The 18683-nt window shown below is 52.1% G+C and carries 20 protein-coding genes; 13 read left to right on the top strand and 7 right to left on the bottom strand.

Annotated elements, in window-relative coordinates; all coding sequences use genetic code 11:
• Window positions 1-236: 236 nt before the first annotated feature.
• From NAZ64_RS03795 to rimJ, 3 genes are read right to left on the bottom strand one after another with little or no spacing between them, the layout of a single operon-like run.
• The gene (locus tag NAZ64_RS03795) at window positions 237-1160 is read right to left on the bottom strand and encodes a Gfo/Idh/MocA family protein (RefSeq protein ID WP_064044328.1); all 924 of its coding nucleotides are present in this window, start codon (window positions 1158-1160) and stop codon (window positions 237-239) included.
• 1 nt (window position 1161) lies between these two features.
• Window positions 1162-1809 carry a YceH family protein gene (locus tag NAZ64_RS03800; protein WP_000873047.1) on the bottom strand — a complete coding sequence of 216 codons (648 nt, stop codon included), beginning with the start codon at window positions 1807-1809 and terminating at the stop codon, window positions 1162-1164.
• A 35-nt stretch (window positions 1810-1844) separates the two neighbouring features.
• Window positions 1845-2429: a ribosomal protein S5-alanine N-acetyltransferase gene (gene rimJ / locus NAZ64_RS03805; protein WP_000468204.1), complete on the bottom strand. Its 585-nt coding sequence runs from the start codon at window positions 2427-2429 to the stop codon at window positions 1845-1847.
• Window positions 2430-2665: 236 nt separating this feature from the next.
• Between rimJ and mdtH the strand changes: the two genes are divergently transcribed.
• From mdtH to NAZ64_RS03855, 10 genes are all read left to right on the top strand, one after another.
• Window positions 2666-3874: a multidrug efflux MFS transporter MdtH gene (gene mdtH, locus NAZ64_RS03810; RefSeq protein ID WP_000092174.1), complete on the top strand. Its 1209-nt coding sequence runs from the start codon at window positions 2666-2668 to the stop codon at window positions 3872-3874.
• Window positions 3875-3937: 63 nt separating this feature from the next.
• Window positions 3938-4585, top strand: a complete 648-nt coding sequence (gene grxB, locus NAZ64_RS03815) for a glutaredoxin 2 (RefSeq protein WP_000780893.1) — start codon at window positions 3938-3940, stop codon at window positions 4583-4585.
• Between the two features lie 124 nt (window positions 4586-4709).
• Window positions 4710-5270, top strand: coding sequence for a lipoprotein (locus NAZ64_RS03820; protein WP_000713057.1), 561 nt, complete (start codon window positions 4710-4712; stop codon window positions 5268-5270).
• Between the two features lie 103 nt (window positions 5271-5373).
• Window positions 5374-6420 carry a dihydroorotase gene (gene pyrC / locus NAZ64_RS03825; RefSeq protein ID WP_220569269.1) on the top strand — a complete coding sequence of 349 codons (1047 nt, stop codon included), beginning with the start codon at window positions 5374-5376 and terminating at the stop codon, window positions 6418-6420.
• Window positions 6421-6493: 73 nt separating this feature from the next.
• Window positions 6494-6739 (top strand): DNA damage-inducible protein I, encoded by a 246-nt coding sequence (dinI, locus tag NAZ64_RS03830; RefSeq protein WP_001217763.1) that lies wholly within the window; start codon window positions 6494-6496, stop codon window positions 6737-6739.
• 289 nt (window positions 6740-7028) lie between these two features.
• Window positions 7029-7283, top strand: coding sequence for a biofilm formation regulator BssS (gene bssS / locus NAZ64_RS03835; protein WP_000414441.1), 255 nt, complete (start codon window positions 7029-7031; stop codon window positions 7281-7283).
• 112 nt (window positions 7284-7395) lie between these two features.
• Window positions 7396-8514 carry an N-methyl-L-tryptophan oxidase gene (gene solA, locus NAZ64_RS03840; protein WP_061372064.1) on the top strand — a complete coding sequence of 373 codons (1119 nt, stop codon included), beginning with the start codon at window positions 7396-7398 and terminating at the stop codon, window positions 8512-8514.
• Window positions 8515-8554: 40 nt separating this feature from the next.
• Window positions 8555-8668, top strand: coding sequence for a YceO family protein (locus NAZ64_RS03845; RefSeq protein ID WP_001253282.1), 114 nt, complete (start codon window positions 8555-8557; stop codon window positions 8666-8668).
• 262 nt (window positions 8669-8930) lie between these two features.
• The gene (locus NAZ64_RS03850) at window positions 8931-9503 is read left to right on the top strand and encodes a cytochrome b (RefSeq protein ID WP_001159791.1); all 573 of its coding nucleotides are present in this window, start codon (window positions 8931-8933) and stop codon (window positions 9501-9503) included.
• A complete protein-coding gene (locus NAZ64_RS03855) occupies window positions 9500-10075 on the top strand; it encodes a YceI family protein (RefSeq protein ID WP_000739886.1) in 576 nt (191 codons plus the stop codon). The genes NAZ64_RS03850 and NAZ64_RS03855 overlap by 4 nt, the downstream gene beginning before the upstream one ends.
• Window positions 10076-10126: 51 nt before the next feature.
• On the opposite strand, the gene trhO is transcribed toward NAZ64_RS03855, so the two are convergent.
• Window positions 10127-11179, bottom strand: a complete 1053-nt coding sequence (gene trhO, locus NAZ64_RS03860) for an oxygen-dependent tRNA uridine(34) hydroxylase TrhO (protein WP_001144637.1) — start codon at window positions 11177-11179, stop codon at window positions 10127-10129.
• 219 nt (window positions 11180-11398) lie between these two features.
• Here trhO and NAZ64_RS03865 point away from each other — a divergent pair, with 219 nt between their 5' ends.
• The 3 genes from NAZ64_RS03865 to NAZ64_RS03875 all read left to right on the top strand — a co-directional run bounded on the left by NAZ64_RS03865 (window position 11399) and on the right by NAZ64_RS03875 (window position 14144).
• The gene (locus NAZ64_RS03865) at window positions 11399-12319 is read left to right on the top strand and encodes a Kdo(2)-lipid IV(A) acyltransferase (RefSeq protein WP_000163973.1); all 921 of its coding nucleotides are present in this window, start codon (window positions 11399-11401) and stop codon (window positions 12317-12319) included.
• Window positions 12320-12473: 154 nt separating this feature from the next.
• Entirely contained in the window at window positions 12474-13688 is a 1215-nt protein-coding gene (mdtG, locus tag NAZ64_RS03870) for a multidrug efflux MFS transporter MdtG (protein WP_000075053.1), read from the top strand.
• Between the two features lie 81 nt (window positions 13689-13769).
• Window positions 13770-14144: a MysB family protein gene (locus NAZ64_RS03875; protein ID WP_000180050.1), complete on the top strand. Its 375-nt coding sequence runs from the start codon at window positions 13770-13772 to the stop codon at window positions 14142-14144.
• On the opposite strand, the gene NAZ64_RS03880 is transcribed toward NAZ64_RS03875, so the two are convergent.
• From NAZ64_RS03880 to mdoG, 3 genes are all read right to left on the bottom strand, one after another.
• Window positions 14145-14372 (bottom strand): YceK/YidQ family lipoprotein, encoded by a 228-nt coding sequence (locus tag NAZ64_RS03880; RefSeq protein WP_076935108.1) that lies wholly within the window; start codon window positions 14370-14372, stop codon window positions 14145-14147.
• Between the two features lie 73 nt (window positions 14373-14445).
• On the bottom strand, window positions 14446-16989 hold the full coding sequence (mdoH, locus tag NAZ64_RS03885) for a glucans biosynthesis glucosyltransferase MdoH (protein ID WP_001044609.1): 2544 nt from the start codon (window positions 16987-16989) through the stop codon (window positions 14446-14448).
• A complete protein-coding gene (gene mdoG, locus NAZ64_RS03890; RefSeq protein ID WP_001562609.1) occupies window positions 16982-18517 on the bottom strand; it encodes a glucans biosynthesis protein MdoG in 1536 nt (511 codons plus the stop codon). Before mdoG ends, mdoH begins: the two co-directional genes overlap by 8 nt.
• Between the last annotated feature and the right edge of the window lie 166 nt (window positions 18518-18683).

Genomic DNA, 18683 nt, shown 5'->3' on the forward strand with positions numbered 1-18683 from the left:
TTCTGCCGTATCCGGCTGTATCACCGCGCCTGACGGCGACGTTAAAACGTCTTATCAGGCCTTACAGACTCCCCACGGTTTGCCATTATTCACTGTGAAAAGAGGTATTATGTAGAGTGGGCATATATACCCGCCATACTTCGAGCTGCATGTGCGTTAGCTTTTCTGCAACTCGAATTATTGAGCGTATAGTACCTGGATTACGATGAATTACTACCGCCAGATGTTACAGAGGATTATTCGCTGATGGCGTCCCGCCACAGCGCCTCCACGACGCGCTGGGCCAAAATCGCCTGCTCCCCCGCCGTTTCCGGAACCGTCTGATTTTGTACGCAGTCAATGAAATGCCGCGCGCATCCGACAAAACCACGCTGTTCAAGCGTCGTTTGCCAACCCGGAATGGGTTTGATGAAAATACCCTGCCCGCGCTCTTCGCGCCATTCACGCATATCCGTCACGTCATACAGCCCGCCGTCGGTGACGGCCTGGACCGATTCACGCTGACTTCCGGCGCGCCGGTGCATACTGGTGGTAATTTGTAGTTTGTCGGCGGAAAAATGATGTTCCGCATAGCACATTTCGCCGGACTCGCTGGTGAGCAACGTGCCGCTGGCAAGGCGCGCCTCGCCGCCCGCCAGCCACAGAGCGGTATCCACGACATGCAGATAGTCATCGAGCAAAGTAAAACGTAAGTCGTGCGGCCCGATGCTATCGGTACGATGTTTATCCATACGCAGTGACGCCGCAGTACCGAGGCGCGTCTTCAGTTCGCGGTACAGCGGCGCGAAACGGCGATTAAAGCCAACCATCAGCGTCAATTTTTTTTGCGCCGCCAGCGCCACCAGCCGTTCGGCATCACGTAGATTTTCCGCCAGCGGTTTATCCACGCAGACATGGACGCCGGCATTGAGAAGTTCGCTGACCACGGCATAATGGCTTGCGGTACTGGAGTGGACGAAGACCGCATCGCAGCCGGACGCTAAATTCGCCAGCGAATCCACATACGGTATGCGCCAGCTTTCGCAGATACGTAAGGCTTTATCCCGCGAAGGAGACCAGGCGCCCTGTAATGTCCATCCGGCGGTGTTGGTTAATACCGGCAGCCAGGCCTTCTGCGCAATACCGCCTAATCCGACAATGCCAATCCGTAATGTTCTCACATTACTCTCCCAGGTGAGCTAACAAAGAATCCAGCCGCTGCTTTAACTCCGCCACTTCGCTTTCCAGCGCTTCGACGCGCGACTGAAGATCGCCCGACGCACTTTCCGGCGCAGACGTCTGGAGAGACAGTTCATCGACGTCGCCGCAAAAAAGGTGCATATAACGGCTTTCGCGCTTACCCGGTTCACGCGCCAGACGGACGACATACGGGCCGTCCTCACGACTGGCAAGCCGTTCCAGCGTGGATTCAACTTCCGCCATATCGCTGAATTCATGCATCCGCGACGCCCGGCTACGCAACTCGCCGGGCGTTTGCGCGCCGCGCAGCAGCAGCGTAGTGACAAGCGCCACTTCCGCCGCGCTAAGTTTCAGATCGCCAAATTCGGAATTACAGAAACGCTGTTCATATTTGGTGACGCGATTGCCAAACCCGCTGACCGTACGCAAAAAGTGGCGTTTCACCAGGTTATCGAGCTGTTCTTGTACCTCTTGTTCCGTCAGGTTCATCACCGGTTCACGGTTGGTTTTCTGATTACAGGCTGTCACCACCCCGTTGACGGAAAGCGGATACTGTTCCGGCGTTGTCACCTGCTTTTCCAGCAGACAGCCAATCACTCGCGCTTCAGTGGCGGTTAATTCATATTTCATCGTTTTCTCCCTTTGCCTCTCATTCCGTAAGCCGCTCAACGCCCCGGCGTCCATAACGGCGTGGTTAACGCCGTCAGGACATGGTCGCGCCATTGTCCATCAATCAACAGGTAATCTTTCGCATAGCCTTCTTTTTCAAAGCCAAGCCGCGCCAGCAACGCGCCGCTACGTTTGTTGTGCGGCATATAGTTCGCCATGATACGGTGGATATGCTGAGTGCGCTGCATATAGCGAATCGCAGCGGTTAAGGCTTCAAACATCAGCCCTTGCCCCTGCCACTTCTGCGCAATGGAATAGCCCAGATAACAGGCATGAAAAGAACCGCGCACCACATTGGAAAAATTCGCCACGCCGATAATTTCTTTTTCTTCCGGATCAAGTAGCGCGAAATAGAAGGCGGAGCCCTGTTTGTGAAATTCACCGATCATTCCCAGACGCGCCTGCCATCCTGAAGGATAACAATGACTTTCATCACGGACCGGTTCCCAGGGTTTTAAAAAATGACGATTTTCCGCGTAATAATCGGCCAGACGCCAGGCATCACGCTCATGCACTAAACGTACCACCAGACGATCGGTGGTTAAGCGCACTTTTGGCACGTTACTACGATAGCCAAACATTCTATACCTACTCCTTCCTGTAACGTCTTCAGCACGCCAGTAACATTACTATACCTGCGCAACCAGGCTCTGTGAAAAGCGCAAATCGTCATTTTTTGAATTGCTGCCACATTTTGATGAAAACTCTCGATTAAAAAGGACTTTTGATAAAAAAATATTGTCCCGCTAACGGTAGGAAAAAACGAAACGCCGCCGCAGAATAGAAGACGCTCATCTTTTATTTCCCGGGAGGGGAAATGTCGCGCGTCTCGCAGGCGAGGAACCTGGGTAAATATTTTCTTCTCATCGATAACATGTTGGTGGTGCTGGGTTTTTTCGTCGTCTTCCCGCTCATCTCTATTCGCTTTGTCGATCAAATGGGGTGGGCTGCCGTAATGGTAGGGATCGCGCTCGGCCTGCGCCAGTTTATTCAACAAGGTCTGGGCATTTTTGGCGGCGCCATCGCCGATCGCTTTGGCGCGAAACCGATGATTGTCACCGGTATGCTGATGCGCGCCGCCGGCTTTGCCACCATGGGTATCGCGCATGAGCCCTGGCTCTTGTGGTTTTCCTGCTTTCTTTCCGGTCTCGGCGGTACGCTTTTCGACCCGCCGCGTTCAGCGCTGGTGGTCAAATTAATTCGTCCGGAGCAACGGGGCCGCTTCTTCTCTCTGTTGATGATGCAGGACAGCGCGGGCGCGGTGATTGGCGCGCTGCTGGGAAGCTGGTTGCTACAATACGATTTTCGCCTGGTCTGCGCGACGGGCGCTATTTTGTTCATATTATGCGCCCTTTTCAACGCATGGCTGCTTCCGGCCTGGAAGCTATCAACGGTCAGAACGCCGGTGCGTGAAGGAATGCGCCGCGTCATGAGCGATAAAAGGTTTGTCACCTACGTGCTGACGCTGGCGGGCTACTATATGCTGGCGGTACAGGTCATGTTAATGCTGCCGATTATGGTAAACGATATCGCCGGTTCGCCTGCTGCCGTGAAATGGATGTACGCTATTGAGGCGTGTCTCTCGCTGACGTTGCTCTACCCGATTGCCCGCTGGAGCGAAAAGCGTTTTCGGCTAGAGCATCGGCTGATGGCCGGTTTGCTCGTCATGTCGCTGAGCATGATCCCCATCGGGATGGTGGGCAATTTACAGCAGCTTTTTACGCTTATTTGCGCTTTCTACATCGGCTCGGTTATCGCCGAACCGGCGCGCGAAACGCTCAGCGCGTCGCTCGCGGACGCGAGGGCGCGGGGAAGCTATATGGGCTTTAGCCGTCTGGGATTAGCCATTGGCGGCGCGATTGGTTATATCGGCGGCGGCTGGTTGTTTGATATGGGTAAAGCGCTTGCGCAGCCTGAACTACCGTGGATGATGCTCGGTATTATCGGCTTTATCACCTTTTTGGCTTTAGGCTGGCAATTTAGTCATAAACGCACGCCGCGCCGGATGCTGGAACCCGGCGCCTGATTTGATACCTGTCGCTATCTCCTCCATACTGGTCAGGAACCGACAGTCAAATGGAGGAGAAACGTGAAGCTTTATATTTACGATCATTGCCCTTTCTGCGTTAAAGCCCGCATGATTTTCGGCCTGAAGAACATCCCCGTTGAACTTAACGTGTTACAAAATGACGACGAGGCGACGCCCACCCGGATGATTGGTCAAAAGATGGTGCCCATCCTGCAAAAAGATGATAGTCGCTACCTTCCTGAAAGTATGGATATTGTACATTATGTCGACAACCTCGACGGCAAACCGCTGTTAACCGGGAAACGCAATCCAGCCATTGAAGAGTGGTTGCGCAAAGTTAACGGTTACGTTAATCAGCTACTGCTGCCGCGATTTGCAAAATCCGCTTTCGATGAATTTTCTACCCCTGCGGCGCGCCAGTATTTTATCCGCAAAAAAGAGGCCTCATCTGGCAGTTTTGACAACCATCTTGCGCACTCTGCCGGACTGATTAAAAAGATCGGCGATGATTTACGTTTGCTGGATAAACTCATCGTACAGCCTAACGCCGTTAACGGCGAATTATCGGAAGATGATATTCATCTGTTTCCGCTTCTGCGTAATCTGACGCTGGTCGCCGGTATCCACTGGCCGACAAAAGTCGCGGACTATCGCGATAATATGGCGAAGCAGACGCAAATTAATTTACTCTCCTCAATGGCTATCTAACTCCCGCCAGGCGGCAACCCTTTCTTGCCGCCTTTTTCAGCTTTTTCTAGTGGCACCATGTCCGCTGGCGCGACATGCTGCTTTGTGTCAAGATTAGGGCACAGGCAACATGCTAAGGAACGCCATGAAAAAGTTTTTTTTTGCCGCTGCGCTGGTAGTTAGCGGCCTGTTAGTGGGTTGTAATCAACTTACGCAATACACCATTAGCGAACAAGAAATCAATCAAGCGCTTGAAAAACGGAATAATTTCTCAAAAGATATTGGTCTGCCCGGCATTGCCGACGCGCATATCGTATTGACTAACCTTGTCAGCCAGATTGGTCGGGAAGAGCCTAATAAAGTCACCCTTACTGGCGATGCCAGGCTGGATATGAATTCCCTGTTTGGCAGTCAAAAAGCGACGATGAAACTCAAGCTAAAAGCCCTGCCGGTCTTTGATAAAGAAAAAGGCGCCATCTATCTTCAGGAGATGGAAGTAGTAGACGCCACCGTGACGCCGGAGAAAATGCAATCGGTGCTACAAACGCTCCTGCCCTATTTAAATCAGTCTTTACGTAGCTACTTTAACCAGCGGCCCGCTTACGTGTTGCGTGAGGACAGCAGTAAAGGCGAAGCGTTAGCGAAGAAACTCGCGAAAGGCATTGAAGTTAAACCTGGTGAAATCGTTATTCCTTTCACCAATTGATTTCGGAGGGCGCGCTCGCGCCCTTTTTTTACGTGCAAACGAAAACGTTTCCGCTTATCCTTTGTTTCCGGCAAAAAGACTATTCCTCAGCCGGAGCTTATTAATGACTGCACCATCCCAGGTTTTAAAGATCCGCCGCCCGGACGACTGGCACGTTCACCTTCGCGATGGCGACATGTTAAAAACGGTCGTACCCTATACCAGCGAAATTTATGGTCGCGCTATCGTGATGCCGAACCTGGCGTCCCCCATCACGACCATTGATGCAGCGATCGCCTACCGCCAGCGTATTCTCGATGCGGTGCCCGCCGGGCATGATTTCACGCCGTTAATGACCTGCTATTTAACGGATTCGCTCGATGCCGATGAACTGGAGCGTGGTTTCCATGAAGGCGTATTTACTGCGGCTAAGCTTTACCCGGCCAATGCCACCACTAACTCCAGTCATGGCGTAACGTCAGTCGACGCTATCATGCCGGTACTGGAGCGGATGGAAAAACTCGGAATGCCATTGCTGGTCCACGGTGAGGTGACCCATGCGGAGGTTGATATCTTCGATCGTGAAGCGCGTTTTATCGACACCGTAATGGAACCGCTACGCCAGCGTCTGACCGCGCTTAAAGTGGTCTTTGAACACATCACGACCAAAGATGCCGCGCAGTATGTACGTGACGGCAACGACTACCTGGCGGCTACCATTACGCCTCAACATTTAATGTTTAACCGTAATGATATGCTGGTCGGCGGCATTCGTCCTCACCTGTACTGTCTGCCGATTCTGAAACGCAATATTCACCAACAGGCTTTACGCGACCTGGTCGCCAGTGGTTTTACGCGCGCCTTCCTGGGGACGGATTCAGCGCCGCATTCACGTCATCGTAAAGAGACCAGTTGCGGCTGCGCCGGTTGTTTCAACGCCCCCTCCGCCCTTGGCAGTTATGCCGCCGTGTTTGAGGAAATGAACGCGCTGGCGCACTTTGAAGCGTTCTGTTCACTGAATGGCCCGCAATTCTATGGCCTGCCGGTGAATACGGGGTGGGTGGAACTGGTTCGCGATGAACAACAGATACCGGAAAATATCGCGCTGGCTGATGATTCGCTGGTGCCTTTTTTAGCGGGTGAAACAGTACGCTGGTCAGTAAAAAAATAAAAAATGCGCTTACTTGTTGCTATATATTGGATTTAACTGTATATATATCCAGTATATTCAACAGGGGGCCATTATGCGTATTGAAGTCACTATAGCCAAAACGTCACCTCTGCCTGCCGGTGCGATTGATGCGCTGGCGGGCGAACTCTCCCGCCGTATTAGCCATCATTTTCCTGAGAATTTGGGTAACGTCACCGTGCGTTACGCTACCGCCAACAACTTGTCCGTCATTGGCGCATCAAAAGAGGACAAAGAACGCATTAGCGAGATTCTCCAGGAGACCTGGGAGAGCGCTGATGACTGGTTCATCAATGAATAAAAAATGATATGCAGTGATGTATGTTTGCCGGGTCGCCCCGGCTTTTTTATTTGCGCAACTGATGAATATTTCGCCTGACCCTCAAAATAATTGCACAACATCCTAAAAAAATATGAATGAACTGCCGCTTTATTGTTCATATAATTCTTAAAAAGAGAAATTTATCCTCCGGTCTCTTTAAAAACGCAGTGAATAGCCTTATTAATTGGTATACTGAAGTTGCTTCAGAAGAAAAACACGCATTGAACCTCGAGAACCGTTGTCTTATAACACGTACCAGGGGGGCATGATGGAAAAGAATAATGAAGTCATTCAGACCCATCCGCTTGTAGGATGGGACATCAGCACCGTCGATAGCTATGATGCGCTGATGCTGCGTTTACACTACCAGACCCCAAATCGTCCGGAACCGGAAGGGACTGAAGTTGGTCAAACGCTCTGGTTAACAACAGATGTAGCCAGGCAATTTATTTCAATATTAGAAGCCGGCATCGCCAAAATAGAATCAGGCGATTACCAGGAAAACGAGTATCGTCGCCATTAGCGTGACGCGCTCCCCCTCTCTCAGGCACCGTAAGGTGCCTCACTTATTTCTGGCTTGTATATCTCAGCGCAGTTATTTACCCTGAAATCATCGCGATAGCAGAGAGAAGCTGATGAAATACGACCTTATTATTATCGGCAGCGGTTCGGTTGGCGCCGCCGCTGGTTATTACGCCACCCGCGCCGGGCTAAAGGTCCTGATGACCGATGCGCATATGCCGCCTCATCAACAGGGCAGCCATCACGGCGATACCCGTCTTATCCGCCACGCTTATGGTGAAGGCGAAAAATATGTCCCACTGGTGCTTCGCGCCCAGGCGCTTTGGGATGAACTCTCCACACACAATGAAGAGCCTATTTTTGTCCGCTCCGGCGTCGTTAACCTCGGCCCGGCCGATTCCGCTTTCTTAGCCAACGTCGCACGAAGCGCGCAACAGTGGCAATTGAACGTCGAACGACTGGACGCGACGGCCCTCATGACGCGCTGGCCGGAAATTCGCGTGCCCGAAAATTATATCGGGCTGTTTGAAGCTGACTCCGGTTTCCTGCGCAGCGAATTAGCCATTACCACATGGCTTCGTCTGGCCCGAGAAGCAGGCTGCGCACAGCTATTCAACAGCCCGGTAAGCCATATTCACCATGATGATAACGGTGTGACGATAGAGACGAGTGAAGGCTGCTACCACGCCAGCAAGGCGCTGATTAGCGCGGGCACCTGGGTAAAAGCGCTGGTACCGGAGCTGCCCGTTCAGCCCGTACGTAAAGTTTTTGCCTGGTTTAAGGCGGATGGACGTTACAGCACTAAAAACCGCTTTCCGGCCTTTACCGGCGAAATGCCCAACGGCGATCAATATTACGGCTTCCCGGCGGAGAACGACGAGTTAAAAATCGGCAAACACAATGGCGGACAGCGAATACAGACTCAGGAAGAGCGCAAGCCCTTTGCCGCCGTTGCCAGCGATGGCGCGGAAGCATTTCCTTTCCTGCGTAACGTACTGCCGGGTATCGGCGGTTGTTTACATGGGGCGGCATGTACCTATGATAATTCGCCGGACGAGGATTTTATTATCGATACGCTGCCTGGCCATGAGAATACGCTTGTCATCACTGGACTCAGCGGACATGGTTTTAAATTCGCCCCGGTGTTAGGAGAAATCGCTGCGGATTTTGCGTTGGGAAAAACATCCTCCTTTGATCTGACGCCGTTCCGGCTTTCCCGTTTTAGCCAATAATTTGTCGGCCCCGTAAAGGGGCTGTTTATTAAGGTAAGCTATGCGTCGCCTCTTTCATTTTCTGATGAATAATATTCGCGAACATTTCATGCTTTACGTTATTCTTTGGTCGCTGCTGGCGGTGATGGATATTGTTTATCTCCTTTTCTTCTGATTGCTTTTCATTGACGTTAACTGACACTTCCTGAAAATTCCTCACTTTTTATTTCATAACGATGAAGCACGGCAATAATGCCAGTTCCTGCCGTTGCGCGGTTATCAGGGGAAAATATCTCGAAACTTCTGAAGCTGAACCGCAAACAACATCAAAATTATTGAAATAAAAATAAATATCATTCAAATTCTTATTTATAAGTTGCATTCGGCGCTTTTCCACGCCATTTTCATTCTCTCGTGAAATATTCATTGGTGTGTTTATGCAATTTAAAAATACTCCACAGCGTTATGGCGTGGTTTCCGCCGCGCTCCACTGGCTGACCGCCCTGGTGGTCTATGGCATGTTTGCGTTGGGTTTATGGATGGTCACGCTCAGTTATTACGACGGCTGGTATCACCAGGCGCCGGAAATACACAAAAGTATTGGTATGTTACTGATGATGGCGCTGATCGTGCGTATTATCTGGCGGCTTTATTCGCCACCGCCCGTTGCGTTGACCAGCTATTCCCGTTTAACGCGCGCTGGCGCCGCCGCGGGTCATCTCCTCCTGTATCTCCTGCTCTTTGCGATAATCATTAGCGGCTACCTGATTTCCACCGCCGACGGTAAACCGATTAGCGTCTTTGGCTGGTTTGAGATTCCGGCCACGCTTACGGACGCGGGTGCGCAGGCTGACATCGCCGGAACGCTGCATCTGTGGTTTGCCTGGTCGCTGGTCATTATCTCGCTCTCGCATGGGGTTATGGCGCTAAAACACCATTTCATCGATAAAGACGACACACTGAAACGTATGACAGGAATGTCGTCATCTGACTATGGAGCTCAAAAATGAAAAAAAACCTGCTGGGATTCACCCTCGCATCCTTGTTATTCACGACCGGTTCCGCCGTGGCGGCGGAGTATAAAATTGATAAAGAAGGCCAACATGCGTTCGTCAATTTCCGCATTCAGCATCTGGGCTACAGCTGGCTATACGGCACCTTTAAAGATTTCGACGGCACGTTCACTTTTGACGAAAAAAATCCATCGGCAGACAAAGTGAACGTGACCATTAACACCAATAGCGTCGACACTAACCATGCCGAACGTGACAAACACCTGCGTAGTGCGGAATTTCTTAATGTTGCGAAATTCCCGCAGGCAACCTTCACCTCTACCAGCGTGAAAAAAGAGGGCGATGAACTGGATATTACCGGCAATCTGACGCTCAATGGCGTGACTAAACCGGTGACGCTGGAAGCGAAGCTGATGGGCCAGGGCGACGATCCGTGGGGCGGTAAGCGCGCGGGCTTTGAGGCCGAAGGAAAAATTAAGCTGAAGGATTTCAATATAACTACCGATCTCGGCCCGGCCTCACAAGAGGTTGAGCTTATCATCTCAGTAGAAGGCGTTCAGCAGAAGTAACGCCTGGCGAAATGCCGGATAGCGGCCTTTACGCGGCTATCCGGCAAAATATTACTCAGCCGGATCGGGAATGCTCAGTTTGCTATTAAGCCGACCACGCGATTTATTAAAAATTTTGTTGCCGTTCTCGCGACCCGCACGACGTCGGCGCTGTTCTTCCTCCGGCAAGGCCAACTCTTCACAGCATTGTTCACTACAGCAGCCGTTAAATTTACTGGCGCACTGCGGACACTGGATAAACAGCAGATGGCAACCGTCATTTTTGCAGTTGGTATGGCTATCGCAGGGCGCGCCGCACTGATGGCAATGCGCGATAACCTCATCCGAGATTCGTTCGCCCATTCGCTCATCAAATACAAAATTTTTGCCGATAAAGCGAACGGGAAGCCCCTGCTCGCGCGCGCGACGGGCGTATTCAATGATGCCACCCTCAATATGCCAGACTTTATTGAAACCGTTGTGTTTCATCCAGGCGCTGGCTTTCTCACAACGAATACCGCCGGTACAGTACATCACTATCTTTTTATCTGCATGTTCCCGCAGCATTTCAACCGCTTTTGGCAACTGTTCACGAAACGTATCCGCCGGGATTTCCAGAGCATTTTCGAAATGGCCAACTTCATACTCATAATGGTTGCGCATATCAATAAAGACCGCGTCAGGATCGTCCAGCATCGCATTCACATCTGCCGCCTTCAGATAATCGCCGACATTACTGGCGTCAAAAGTCGGATCGTCAATACCGTCAGCAACGATACGGTCGCGAACTTTCATACGCAGCACCCAAAATGACTTTCCGTCATCCTCCAGCGCAATATTTAAACGCAGCCCGTCCAGCGCGGGGTCGAACGTATAAAGCTGTTGACGAAACGTCTCGACCTTGCTTTGCGGCACGCTGATTTGCGCATTGATGCCTTCATGCGCCAGGTAAACGCGACCAAAAACGTCCAACGCCGTAAACACCTGATACAACGCGTCCCGCGTCTGTTGCGGCGAGGCGATAGTGAAATATTTATAAAAAGAAATTGTCGTACGCGGCTCGCTTTCCGCCAGCATTTTGGCTTTCAGCTCGTCATTAGAGATGCGGTTGTGTAACACTGGCATGGTGTACGTATCCTGCAATCAGCAAAAAATAAAGTGGGCAGGCATGATAAGGCAAGTCTCGCCAATTTACATCCACACATTTTGCGCTACATTTCCTGCTTTACACTAAATAATTAACAACAATTGTCGATTTAATCGCCACTCTCCTGCTACATATTTTTGCTCAACGCAAAAAGATGCGAGAATACGGGGAATTGTTCGTTGAAAGACAGGATAGAAATGACGAAGTTGCCTAAGTTCTCCGTGGCCTTACTGCACCCGCGCTATTGGTTAACCTGGTTGGGTATAGGCGCGCTTTGGTTGGTCGTGCAACTCCCCTACCCGGTCATCTATAAATTGGGTTGCGCATTGGGCCACCTGGCGCGACGCGTAATGAAACGCCGCGCAAAAATCGCCTATCGCAACCTTGAATTATGCTTTCCGGAAATGAGCGCGCAGGAACGCCACACCATGGTGGTCAAAAACTTTGAATCCGTCGGTATGGGCGTGATGGAAACCGGCATGGCCTGGTTCTGGCCCGATCGGCGAGTGAACCGCTGGATGGAAGCGAGCGGTCTGGAGCATATCCGTGAAGTTAAGGCGCAGGGACTGGGGTTCATTCTGGTAGGAATACATTTCCTTACCCTTGAGTTTGGCGCCCGCATGTTTGGTATGCATAACCCGGGTATTGGAGTTTATCGCCCGAATGATAATCCGTTGCTCGACTGGTTACAGACCTGGGGACGCTTACGCTCCAATAAATCGATGTTGGATCGCAAAGATCTGAAAGGCATGGTTAAGGCATTGAAAAGCGGCGAATTGATCTGGTATGCGCCGGATCACGATTATGGCCCGCGCGCCAGCGTTTTTGTACCATTATTCGCTGTCGACCAGGCTGCCACGACCTCCGGTACCTGGATGCTCGCGCGCATGTCTAAAGCCTGTATTATCCCCTTCGTGCCTCGCCGTAAACCCGATGGGAAAGGCTACGAACTGATCATTCTTCCTGCGGAATATTCGCCTCCGCTGGAGAGCGCAGAAGCGACTGCCGCATGGATGAATAAGATTGTTGAGCAGTGCATTATGATGGCGCCAGAGCAGTATATGTGGCTGCATCGCCGCTTTAAAACTCGCCCTGAAGGCGTACCGTCGCGCTATTGACAGGATTGCAGCCGTCAGGCTGCAATTTTTCCCCTCTTTTAGCTTTAAAAGCTCCCCACATTGCGAGGCTGGTAAGGTCGGCGCATAATTATAATTAGTACGCTCATAATTAAATTGATGATAGCGCAAACCGCGCATCATACTGTGGAACGCTATGTCACCCTCTGATGTCCCCATAAACTGGAAACGCAATCTAACCGTTACCTGGCTGGGCTGTTTTTTAACCGGCGCGGCATTCAGTCTGGTCATGCCTTTTCTCCCTCTCTACGTTGAGCAACTCGGCGTAACAGGCCATAGCGCGCTCAACATGTGGTCCGGGCTGGTCTTTAGTATTACGTTCCTCTTTTCAGCTATCGCTTCCCCTTTTTGGGGCGGTCTGGCGGATCGTAAAGGGCGTAAGATCATGCTGTTGCGTTCTGCTCTCGGCATGGCCATTGTCATGCTGTTAATGGGCATGGCGCAAAATATCTGGCAATTTCTGATCCTCCGCGCGTTATTAGGCCTGTTGGGCGGATTTATTCCCAACGCCAATGCGCTCATCGCCACTCAGGTGCCGCGCCACAAAAGCGGCTGGGCGCTAGGGACGCTCTCTACTGGCGGCGTCAGCGGCGCTCTGCTTGGCCCACTTGCGGGTGGTCTGCTCGCCGACCATTACGGTCTTCGCCCGGTCTTTTTTATTACCGCCAGCGTTTTGTTTATCTGTTTTCTGCTCACCTTCTTTTTTATTCGCGAGAATTTCCTGCCGGTGAGCAAAAAAGAGATGCTTCACGTTCGGGAAGTGGTCGCCTCGTTAAAAAATCCCCGCCTGGTGTTAAGCCTGTTTGTCACCACGCTGATTATTCAGGTGGCGACGGGGTCTATTGCGCCCATCCTGACGCTCTATGTGCGCGAACTCGCGGGAAATGTCAGTAATATTGCATTCATTAGCGGGATGATAGCGTCTGTTCCCGGCGTGGCGGCATTACTTAGCGCCCCCCGACTCGGCAAGCTCGGCGACAGAATTGGCCCGGAAAAGATCCTTATCGTCGCGCTGATTATTTCCGTACTGCTGCTGATTCCAATGTCTTTTGTGCAAACGCCGTGGCAGCTCGCGCTATTGCGATTTCTGCTTGGCGCGGCGGATGGCGCGCTGCTGCCAGCCGTTCAAACTCTGCTGGTTTACAACTCTACCAACCAGATAGCCGGGCGCATATTCAGTTACAACCAATCTTTCCGCGATATCGGCAACGTCACCGGCCCTCTCATGGGCGCCGCAATTTCCGCGAGCTATGGCTTCCGCGCCGTATTCTGCGTCACGGCAGGCGTGGTGTTGTTCAATGCTATCTATTCATGGAACAGCTTACGACGGCGCAGACTGGCAATAGAATAATTTTTGCGCTTTCATACTTGCAATATTACAGAATCAGCTATTCTTTCCCTAAATACCTCATCAAATCAAAGGGAGACACTGATGACCATGTATGCCACGCTGGAAGAAGCTATCGATGCAGCCCGGGAAGAATTTCTGGCTGACCATCCAGGCCTCGAACAAGACGAAGCGAATGTGCAACAGTTCAACGTTCAGAAATATGTACTGCAGGATGGGGACATCATGTGGCAGGTCGAATTTTTCGCCGATGAAGGTGAAGATGGCGAATGTCTGCCGATGCTGAGTGGTGAAGCCGCGCAGAGCGTGTTTGACGGCGATTATGATGAGATAGAGATCCGCCAGGAGTGGCAGGAAGAGAATACCTTGCATGAATGGGATGAGGGGGAATTCCAGCTTGAACCCCCGCTCGATACCGAGGAAGGCCGTACTGCGGCAGACGAATGGGATGAGCGTTAATTACTCATAAGGCCCGTGGTGAATATCGAGCGGCAGTAGCAGTGTATCGAAGATCAGTGAGAAGGGCAGATCGAGGATAGTGATATAGCGCCATGCGGAATCACGCATATCCCACCGCACGCCAGGGTAATACTGGTTGCCGTGTCCTTGTCCGGGGATCGTTCTGCTGATAATACTGCCGCAGCCGCTCAGGGTAATCACCATTATGCTCACCGCGAATATACGCACCTGATACCTCATTTCACTGTAAAAATACCGGCGTGATGCCGGTATTTTTCACCTAACTCCAGACCTGAAGACCTTATCCCGCTGACGATGTTCGTCCCTGTAACGCCTGCGGATTCAGGACGAGAGACTGATAATGGTTTACCCAGGAAGAGTATCTCTCTGGCGCATTCCAGACCCGATAGTGTAAACGCGCCATCGTCACCGGATCGCTGAGCAAAACCAGACGCCGATCGCGGTTCAGTTTCTCCGGCGTTTCGTTTAGCGCCTGCTCCACATGACGATCGCGGGCTATTTCCAGCACCTTACTGGCGCGGTGACGCGCGGTGGCCATCGCGGTCGCCAGCGCATTAAGCGACGGGTTAAATACCGCATGCATAAAGCCATCGTCCAGAATACGGCGGCGATTCATCTCCAGATATTTATCGGTATCGACCAACACCTGAGGCGGCGAATACTCTTCCGGGATCAGGAACAGCTTCCAACGTTTGGTGCGTAATCCTACCGTTGAACGGCTGGAGATCACCGAAACAAATGGCGACAGAATCAGCGAAAAGACAATCGGCGCCAGCCAGAACAGAAAGCGTAAATCCAGCCACGCCATACCCACCGCCCAGACCAACCCCAGCAGCAGTTGAGAACCGTGACGCATAAAGGCTTCTCCCCACGGCGTAGAATCATCGTCGCGTTGCGGTGAGTTCCAGACCACTTCCCAGCCGAGGAACGCGCTGACCACAAACACGGTATGAAACAGCATACGCACCGGCGCCAGCAACACGGAGAACAGCACTTCCAGCAACAGCGACAGCGTAACGCGCCAGAAACCGCCATACTCTTTGGTGCCTTTACACCAGATCAGCATAATACTGAGCAGCTTCGGCAGGAACAGCAGCACCATCGTTGACGCAAACAGCGCGATTGCCAGTTCCGGACGCCACTGCGGCCAGACCGGAAAAAGCTGGCGCGGCTGAAGGAAATATTGCGGCTCCGTTAACGCATGAACGACCTGCAGCGCGGTAGAAAGCGCGAGGAACATGAACCATAACGGCGCGGACAGATATGACATTACCCCCGTCAGGAACACGGCGCGATGCACCGGGTGCATTCCTTTCACCAGGAACAGACGAAAGTTCATCAGGTTGCCGTGACACCAGCGGCGGTCGCGTTTAAGCTCATCCAGCAAGTTTGGCGGCAGTTCTTCATAGGAGCCGGGGAGATCGTAGGCAATCCAGACGCCCCACCCTGCCCGACGCATTAGCGCCGCCTCCACAAAGTCGTGGGAAAGAATCGATCCGGCGAACGAACCTTCTCCCGGCAGCGGCGCCAGAGCGCAGTGCTCGATAAACGGCTTCACGCGGATAATGGCATTGTGCCCCCAGTAGTGCGACTCTCCCAACTGCCAGAAGTGCAGCCCGGCGGTAAACAGCGGCCCATAAACACGGGTCGCGAACTGTTGGCAGCGGGCATACAGAGTATCCATCCCCGACGCTTTCGGCGAAGACTGGATAATTCCGGCGTTAGGGTTCGCTTCCATCAGGCGCACCAGACCGCTCAGACACTCGCCGCTCATCACTGAGTCCGCGTCCAGCACCACCATATAGCTGTACTGATTGCCCCAGCGGCGGCAAAAATCGTCAATATTGCCGCTTTTGCGTTTCATACGGCGGCGGCGGCGGCGGTAAAAAATTTGGCCTTCGCCCTGCACTTCCGCGATAAGCTCCATCCACGCCTTTTGCTCCGCCACGCAGATATCCGGGTTATAACTGTCGCTCAGGATATAGACGTCGAAATGCGCGGCGTTGCCTGTGGCTTTAACGGACTCCCAGGTCGCACGCAGACCGGCGAAAACGCGGCTAACGTCTTCATTACAGATAGGCATGATCAGCGCCGTCCGGTGTTCCGGATTGAGGGGCTCATCGCCAACCGTAGACGCGGAGATGCTGTACTTATCGCGCCCGATAAGCAGTTGCAGGAAGCCCATCAGCGCCGTCCAGAATCCGGCTGACACCCAGCAGAACAGCACGGCAAACAAAATCAGGATACCGGTTTGCAGCATGTAGGGCAGGAGCTGCATAAAAGAGACCCAAATATCCTGCCCCACCATATCCATAGGATTGATGAGCGCCCATCCCTGATAAGGCAGAATGGTCTTCATATACCAGGTCGCGACGACGGTTTGCGCCAGAGTCAAAATTAACAAAATATAGCGGCGTATAGTGCCGACGGTACGCCATTTTTGCTCGCTCGCCTGCTCTTCTTTTGTCAGACGAGAAACATAGCGCGGCGTTACATCCCGCCCACGCAGGCGATCCCAGAAACGTCCAACCGGGTTGGTTCGCCAGGGATCGGGAAACATCGAAGAGCGCGTCGCTTTTGGCATAGCCTGCAACTGATCGCGCCCTTCATCATCTTTAATTAACTGCCCCTTCGCCAATGAATCCGGCCAGGCGTGTTCAAGGCGGGCTTTTACGGAACCCTGCGGTGAATCGTCTTCTCGCGAGTAAGTCCGATGCTCGGCATCCAGCGCCTGATGCACGGCGCGGATGTCAGTTTTCGGCAATGCCGCTTTCTCACGTTCAGAAAGCAGCAGTGCGTCAATATACTCAGTTGTTTTATTCATTGGCAGGTAACTGGTAGCTCCAGGTTTCACTTAGCGTCTGATCGGCATTCACCAATGCGGCACGCATTTCCGTGGTTTTCTTCGCGTCTTTGACTTTCACGCGCAGCATTAAACGCCAGCCTTTAGTGACTGGGTTATAGCGTACATTACTGTCAACGATTTCACCGTTATCGCCAATGCTGGTTTGCGCAGCGACGGGCGTATCCGGCGGCAGTTTTTTCATGTCGGCGCCAACGAAATCCACCACAAAGGCAATAGTGCCGTCGGGCTGGCGAATCAGATTCGACTGTTTAACGTCGCCCGTTGAGCGGCGTGTTTGCAGCACCCAGGCATTATCCGGCGCATGAAGTTTATCTTCATCGCGGCTGAAGGTCAGAGTGTACTTGAAGTTCATCTCTTTACCCGGTTCCGGCAGTTGATCCGGAGTCCAGTAAGCGACGATGTTATCGTTGGTTTCATCATTGGTCGGAATTTCAACCAGTTCAACCTTACCTTTGCCCCAGTCGCCTTTCGGGGTAATCCAGGCGCTTGGACGCAGGTCGTAGCGATCGTCTAAATCTTCAAAGCGCGAGAACTCGCGACCACGCTGCAACAGGCCGAATCCCTGAGGGTTTTCCATCGCATAACTGCTCACAGCGAGGTGTTTTGGATTGTTCAGCGGGCGCCAAATCCACTCGCCATTACCCGCATGAATGGATAAGCCGTTCGAGTCATGCAATTCCGGACGATAGTTGGTCGTCGGCGACGGCTGGTTTGGCCCAAACAGGAACATACTGGTTAATGGCGCAACGCCCAGCTTGCCCACTTTATCGCGCAGATAGACTTTTGACTGCACGTCCACCACGGTATCGCGGCCAGGAATGATCACAAAACGGTAAGCGCCGGTCGCGCGCGGAGAATCGAGTAATGCATAGACGGTCAAACGCTTATCGGTGGGTTTTGGACGCTCAATCCAGAACTCGCGAAAGCGGGGAAACTCTTCACCAGATGGTAAGGCGGTATCAATCGCCAGGCCGCGCGCAGATAAGCCATATACCTGGCCTGCGCCGATAACGCGGAAATAGCTGGCGCCAAGCATACTGACGATTTCGTCGTTCTTATCTTTACTGTTGATGGGGTACAGAACTTTGAACCCGGCGAAGCCTAAATCTTTTACCGTGTCTTTATCGTGCTGAACATTACCAAAATTGAAGTAATCCGGGCTGTATTTGATTCTTTTGACCGTCGTCGCCGTCACTTCGTTAATCTTGACCGGCGTATCGAAGTACATCCCCTGATGGTAAAATTCGAGCTTAAAAGGGGTCTTTAAGTTGTTCCAGTAGGCTTTATCACTGTTAAACTGGATCTGCTGATAATCCGCATATTTCATGTCGCGGAAAACGGAGGGCAAGTTGCTTTTAGGCGCCTCATAGCCTTTCCCGGCTAAAGATTGAGCTTGTTTTGCCACGTCATCAATACTGAACGCCCAGCTCGATGATGCGTAGAGCGTTAACATAATAGCTGCGCCCAACCAACGCATTTTCATCATTTGTCGTTTATGTTTCATAATAAGTAAGCACTTCCCCCTTTGTGTGCTTATATCGATCCGATCCATTTTAATGGATAATCAGGCATTACGACAACTGAATCCAGGCTTTGTTCAGCGCGCTGGCTCATGGATTAAGCACCTCCCGCGCCTGTTTTCACTTTGCGTG

The organism is Salmonella sp. A1325 (genome assembly GCF_056991255.1).

Bases quoted from the DNA above. Each gene is read 5' to 3' on its own strand.
- NAZ64_RS03800 (WP_000873047.1), bottom strand. From the start codon at position 1,809: ATGAAATATGAATTAACCGCCACTGAAGCGCGAGTGATTGGCTGTCTG.
- rimJ (WP_000468204.1), bottom strand. From the start codon at position 2,429: ATGTTTGGCTATCGTAGTAACGTGCCAAAAGTGCGCTTAACCACCGAT.
- mdtH (WP_000092174.1), top strand. From the start codon at position 2,666: ATGTCGCGCGTCTCGCAGGCGAGGAACCTGGGTAAATATTTTCTTCTC.
- NAZ64_RS03820 (WP_000713057.1), top strand. From the start codon at position 4,710: ATGAAAAAGTTTTTTTTTGCCGCTGCGCTGGTAGTTAGCGGCCTGTTA.
- pyrC (WP_220569269.1), top strand. From the start codon at position 5,374: ATGACTGCACCATCCCAGGTTTTAAAGATCCGCCGCCCGGACGACTGG.
- dinI (WP_001217763.1), top strand. From the start codon at position 6,494: ATGCGTATTGAAGTCACTATAGCCAAAACGTCACCTCTGCCTGCCGGT.
- bssS (WP_000414441.1), top strand. From the start codon at position 7,029: ATGGAAAAGAATAATGAAGTCATTCAGACCCATCCGCTTGTAGGATGG.
- solA (WP_061372064.1), top strand. From the start codon at position 7,396: ATGAAATACGACCTTATTATTATCGGCAGCGGTTCGGTTGGCGCCGCC.
- NAZ64_RS03845 (WP_001253282.1), top strand. From the start codon at position 8,555: ATGCGTCGCCTCTTTCATTTTCTGATGAATAATATTCGCGAACATTTC.
- NAZ64_RS03850 (WP_001159791.1), top strand. From the start codon at position 8,931: ATGCAATTTAAAAATACTCCACAGCGTTATGGCGTGGTTTCCGCCGCG.
- NAZ64_RS03855 (WP_000739886.1), top strand. From the start codon at position 9,500: ATGAAAAAAAACCTGCTGGGATTCACCCTCGCATCCTTGTTATTCACG.
- trhO (WP_001144637.1), bottom strand. From the start codon at position 11,179: ATGCCAGTGTTACACAACCGCATCTCTAATGACGAGCTGAAAGCCAAA.
- NAZ64_RS03865 (WP_000163973.1), top strand. From the start codon at position 11,399: ATGACGAAGTTGCCTAAGTTCTCCGTGGCCTTACTGCACCCGCGCTAT.
- mdtG (WP_000075053.1), top strand. From the start codon at position 12,474: ATGTCACCCTCTGATGTCCCCATAAACTGGAAACGCAATCTAACCGTT.
- NAZ64_RS03875 (WP_000180050.1), top strand. From the start codon at position 13,770: ATGACCATGTATGCCACGCTGGAAGAAGCTATCGATGCAGCCCGGGAA.
- mdoH (WP_001044609.1), bottom strand. From the start codon at position 16,989: ATGAATAAAACAACTGAGTATATTGACGCACTGCTGCTTTCTGAACGT.
- mdoG (WP_001562609.1), bottom strand. From the start codon at position 18,517: ATGATGAAAATGCGTTGGTTGGGCGCAGCTATTATGTTAACGCTCTAC.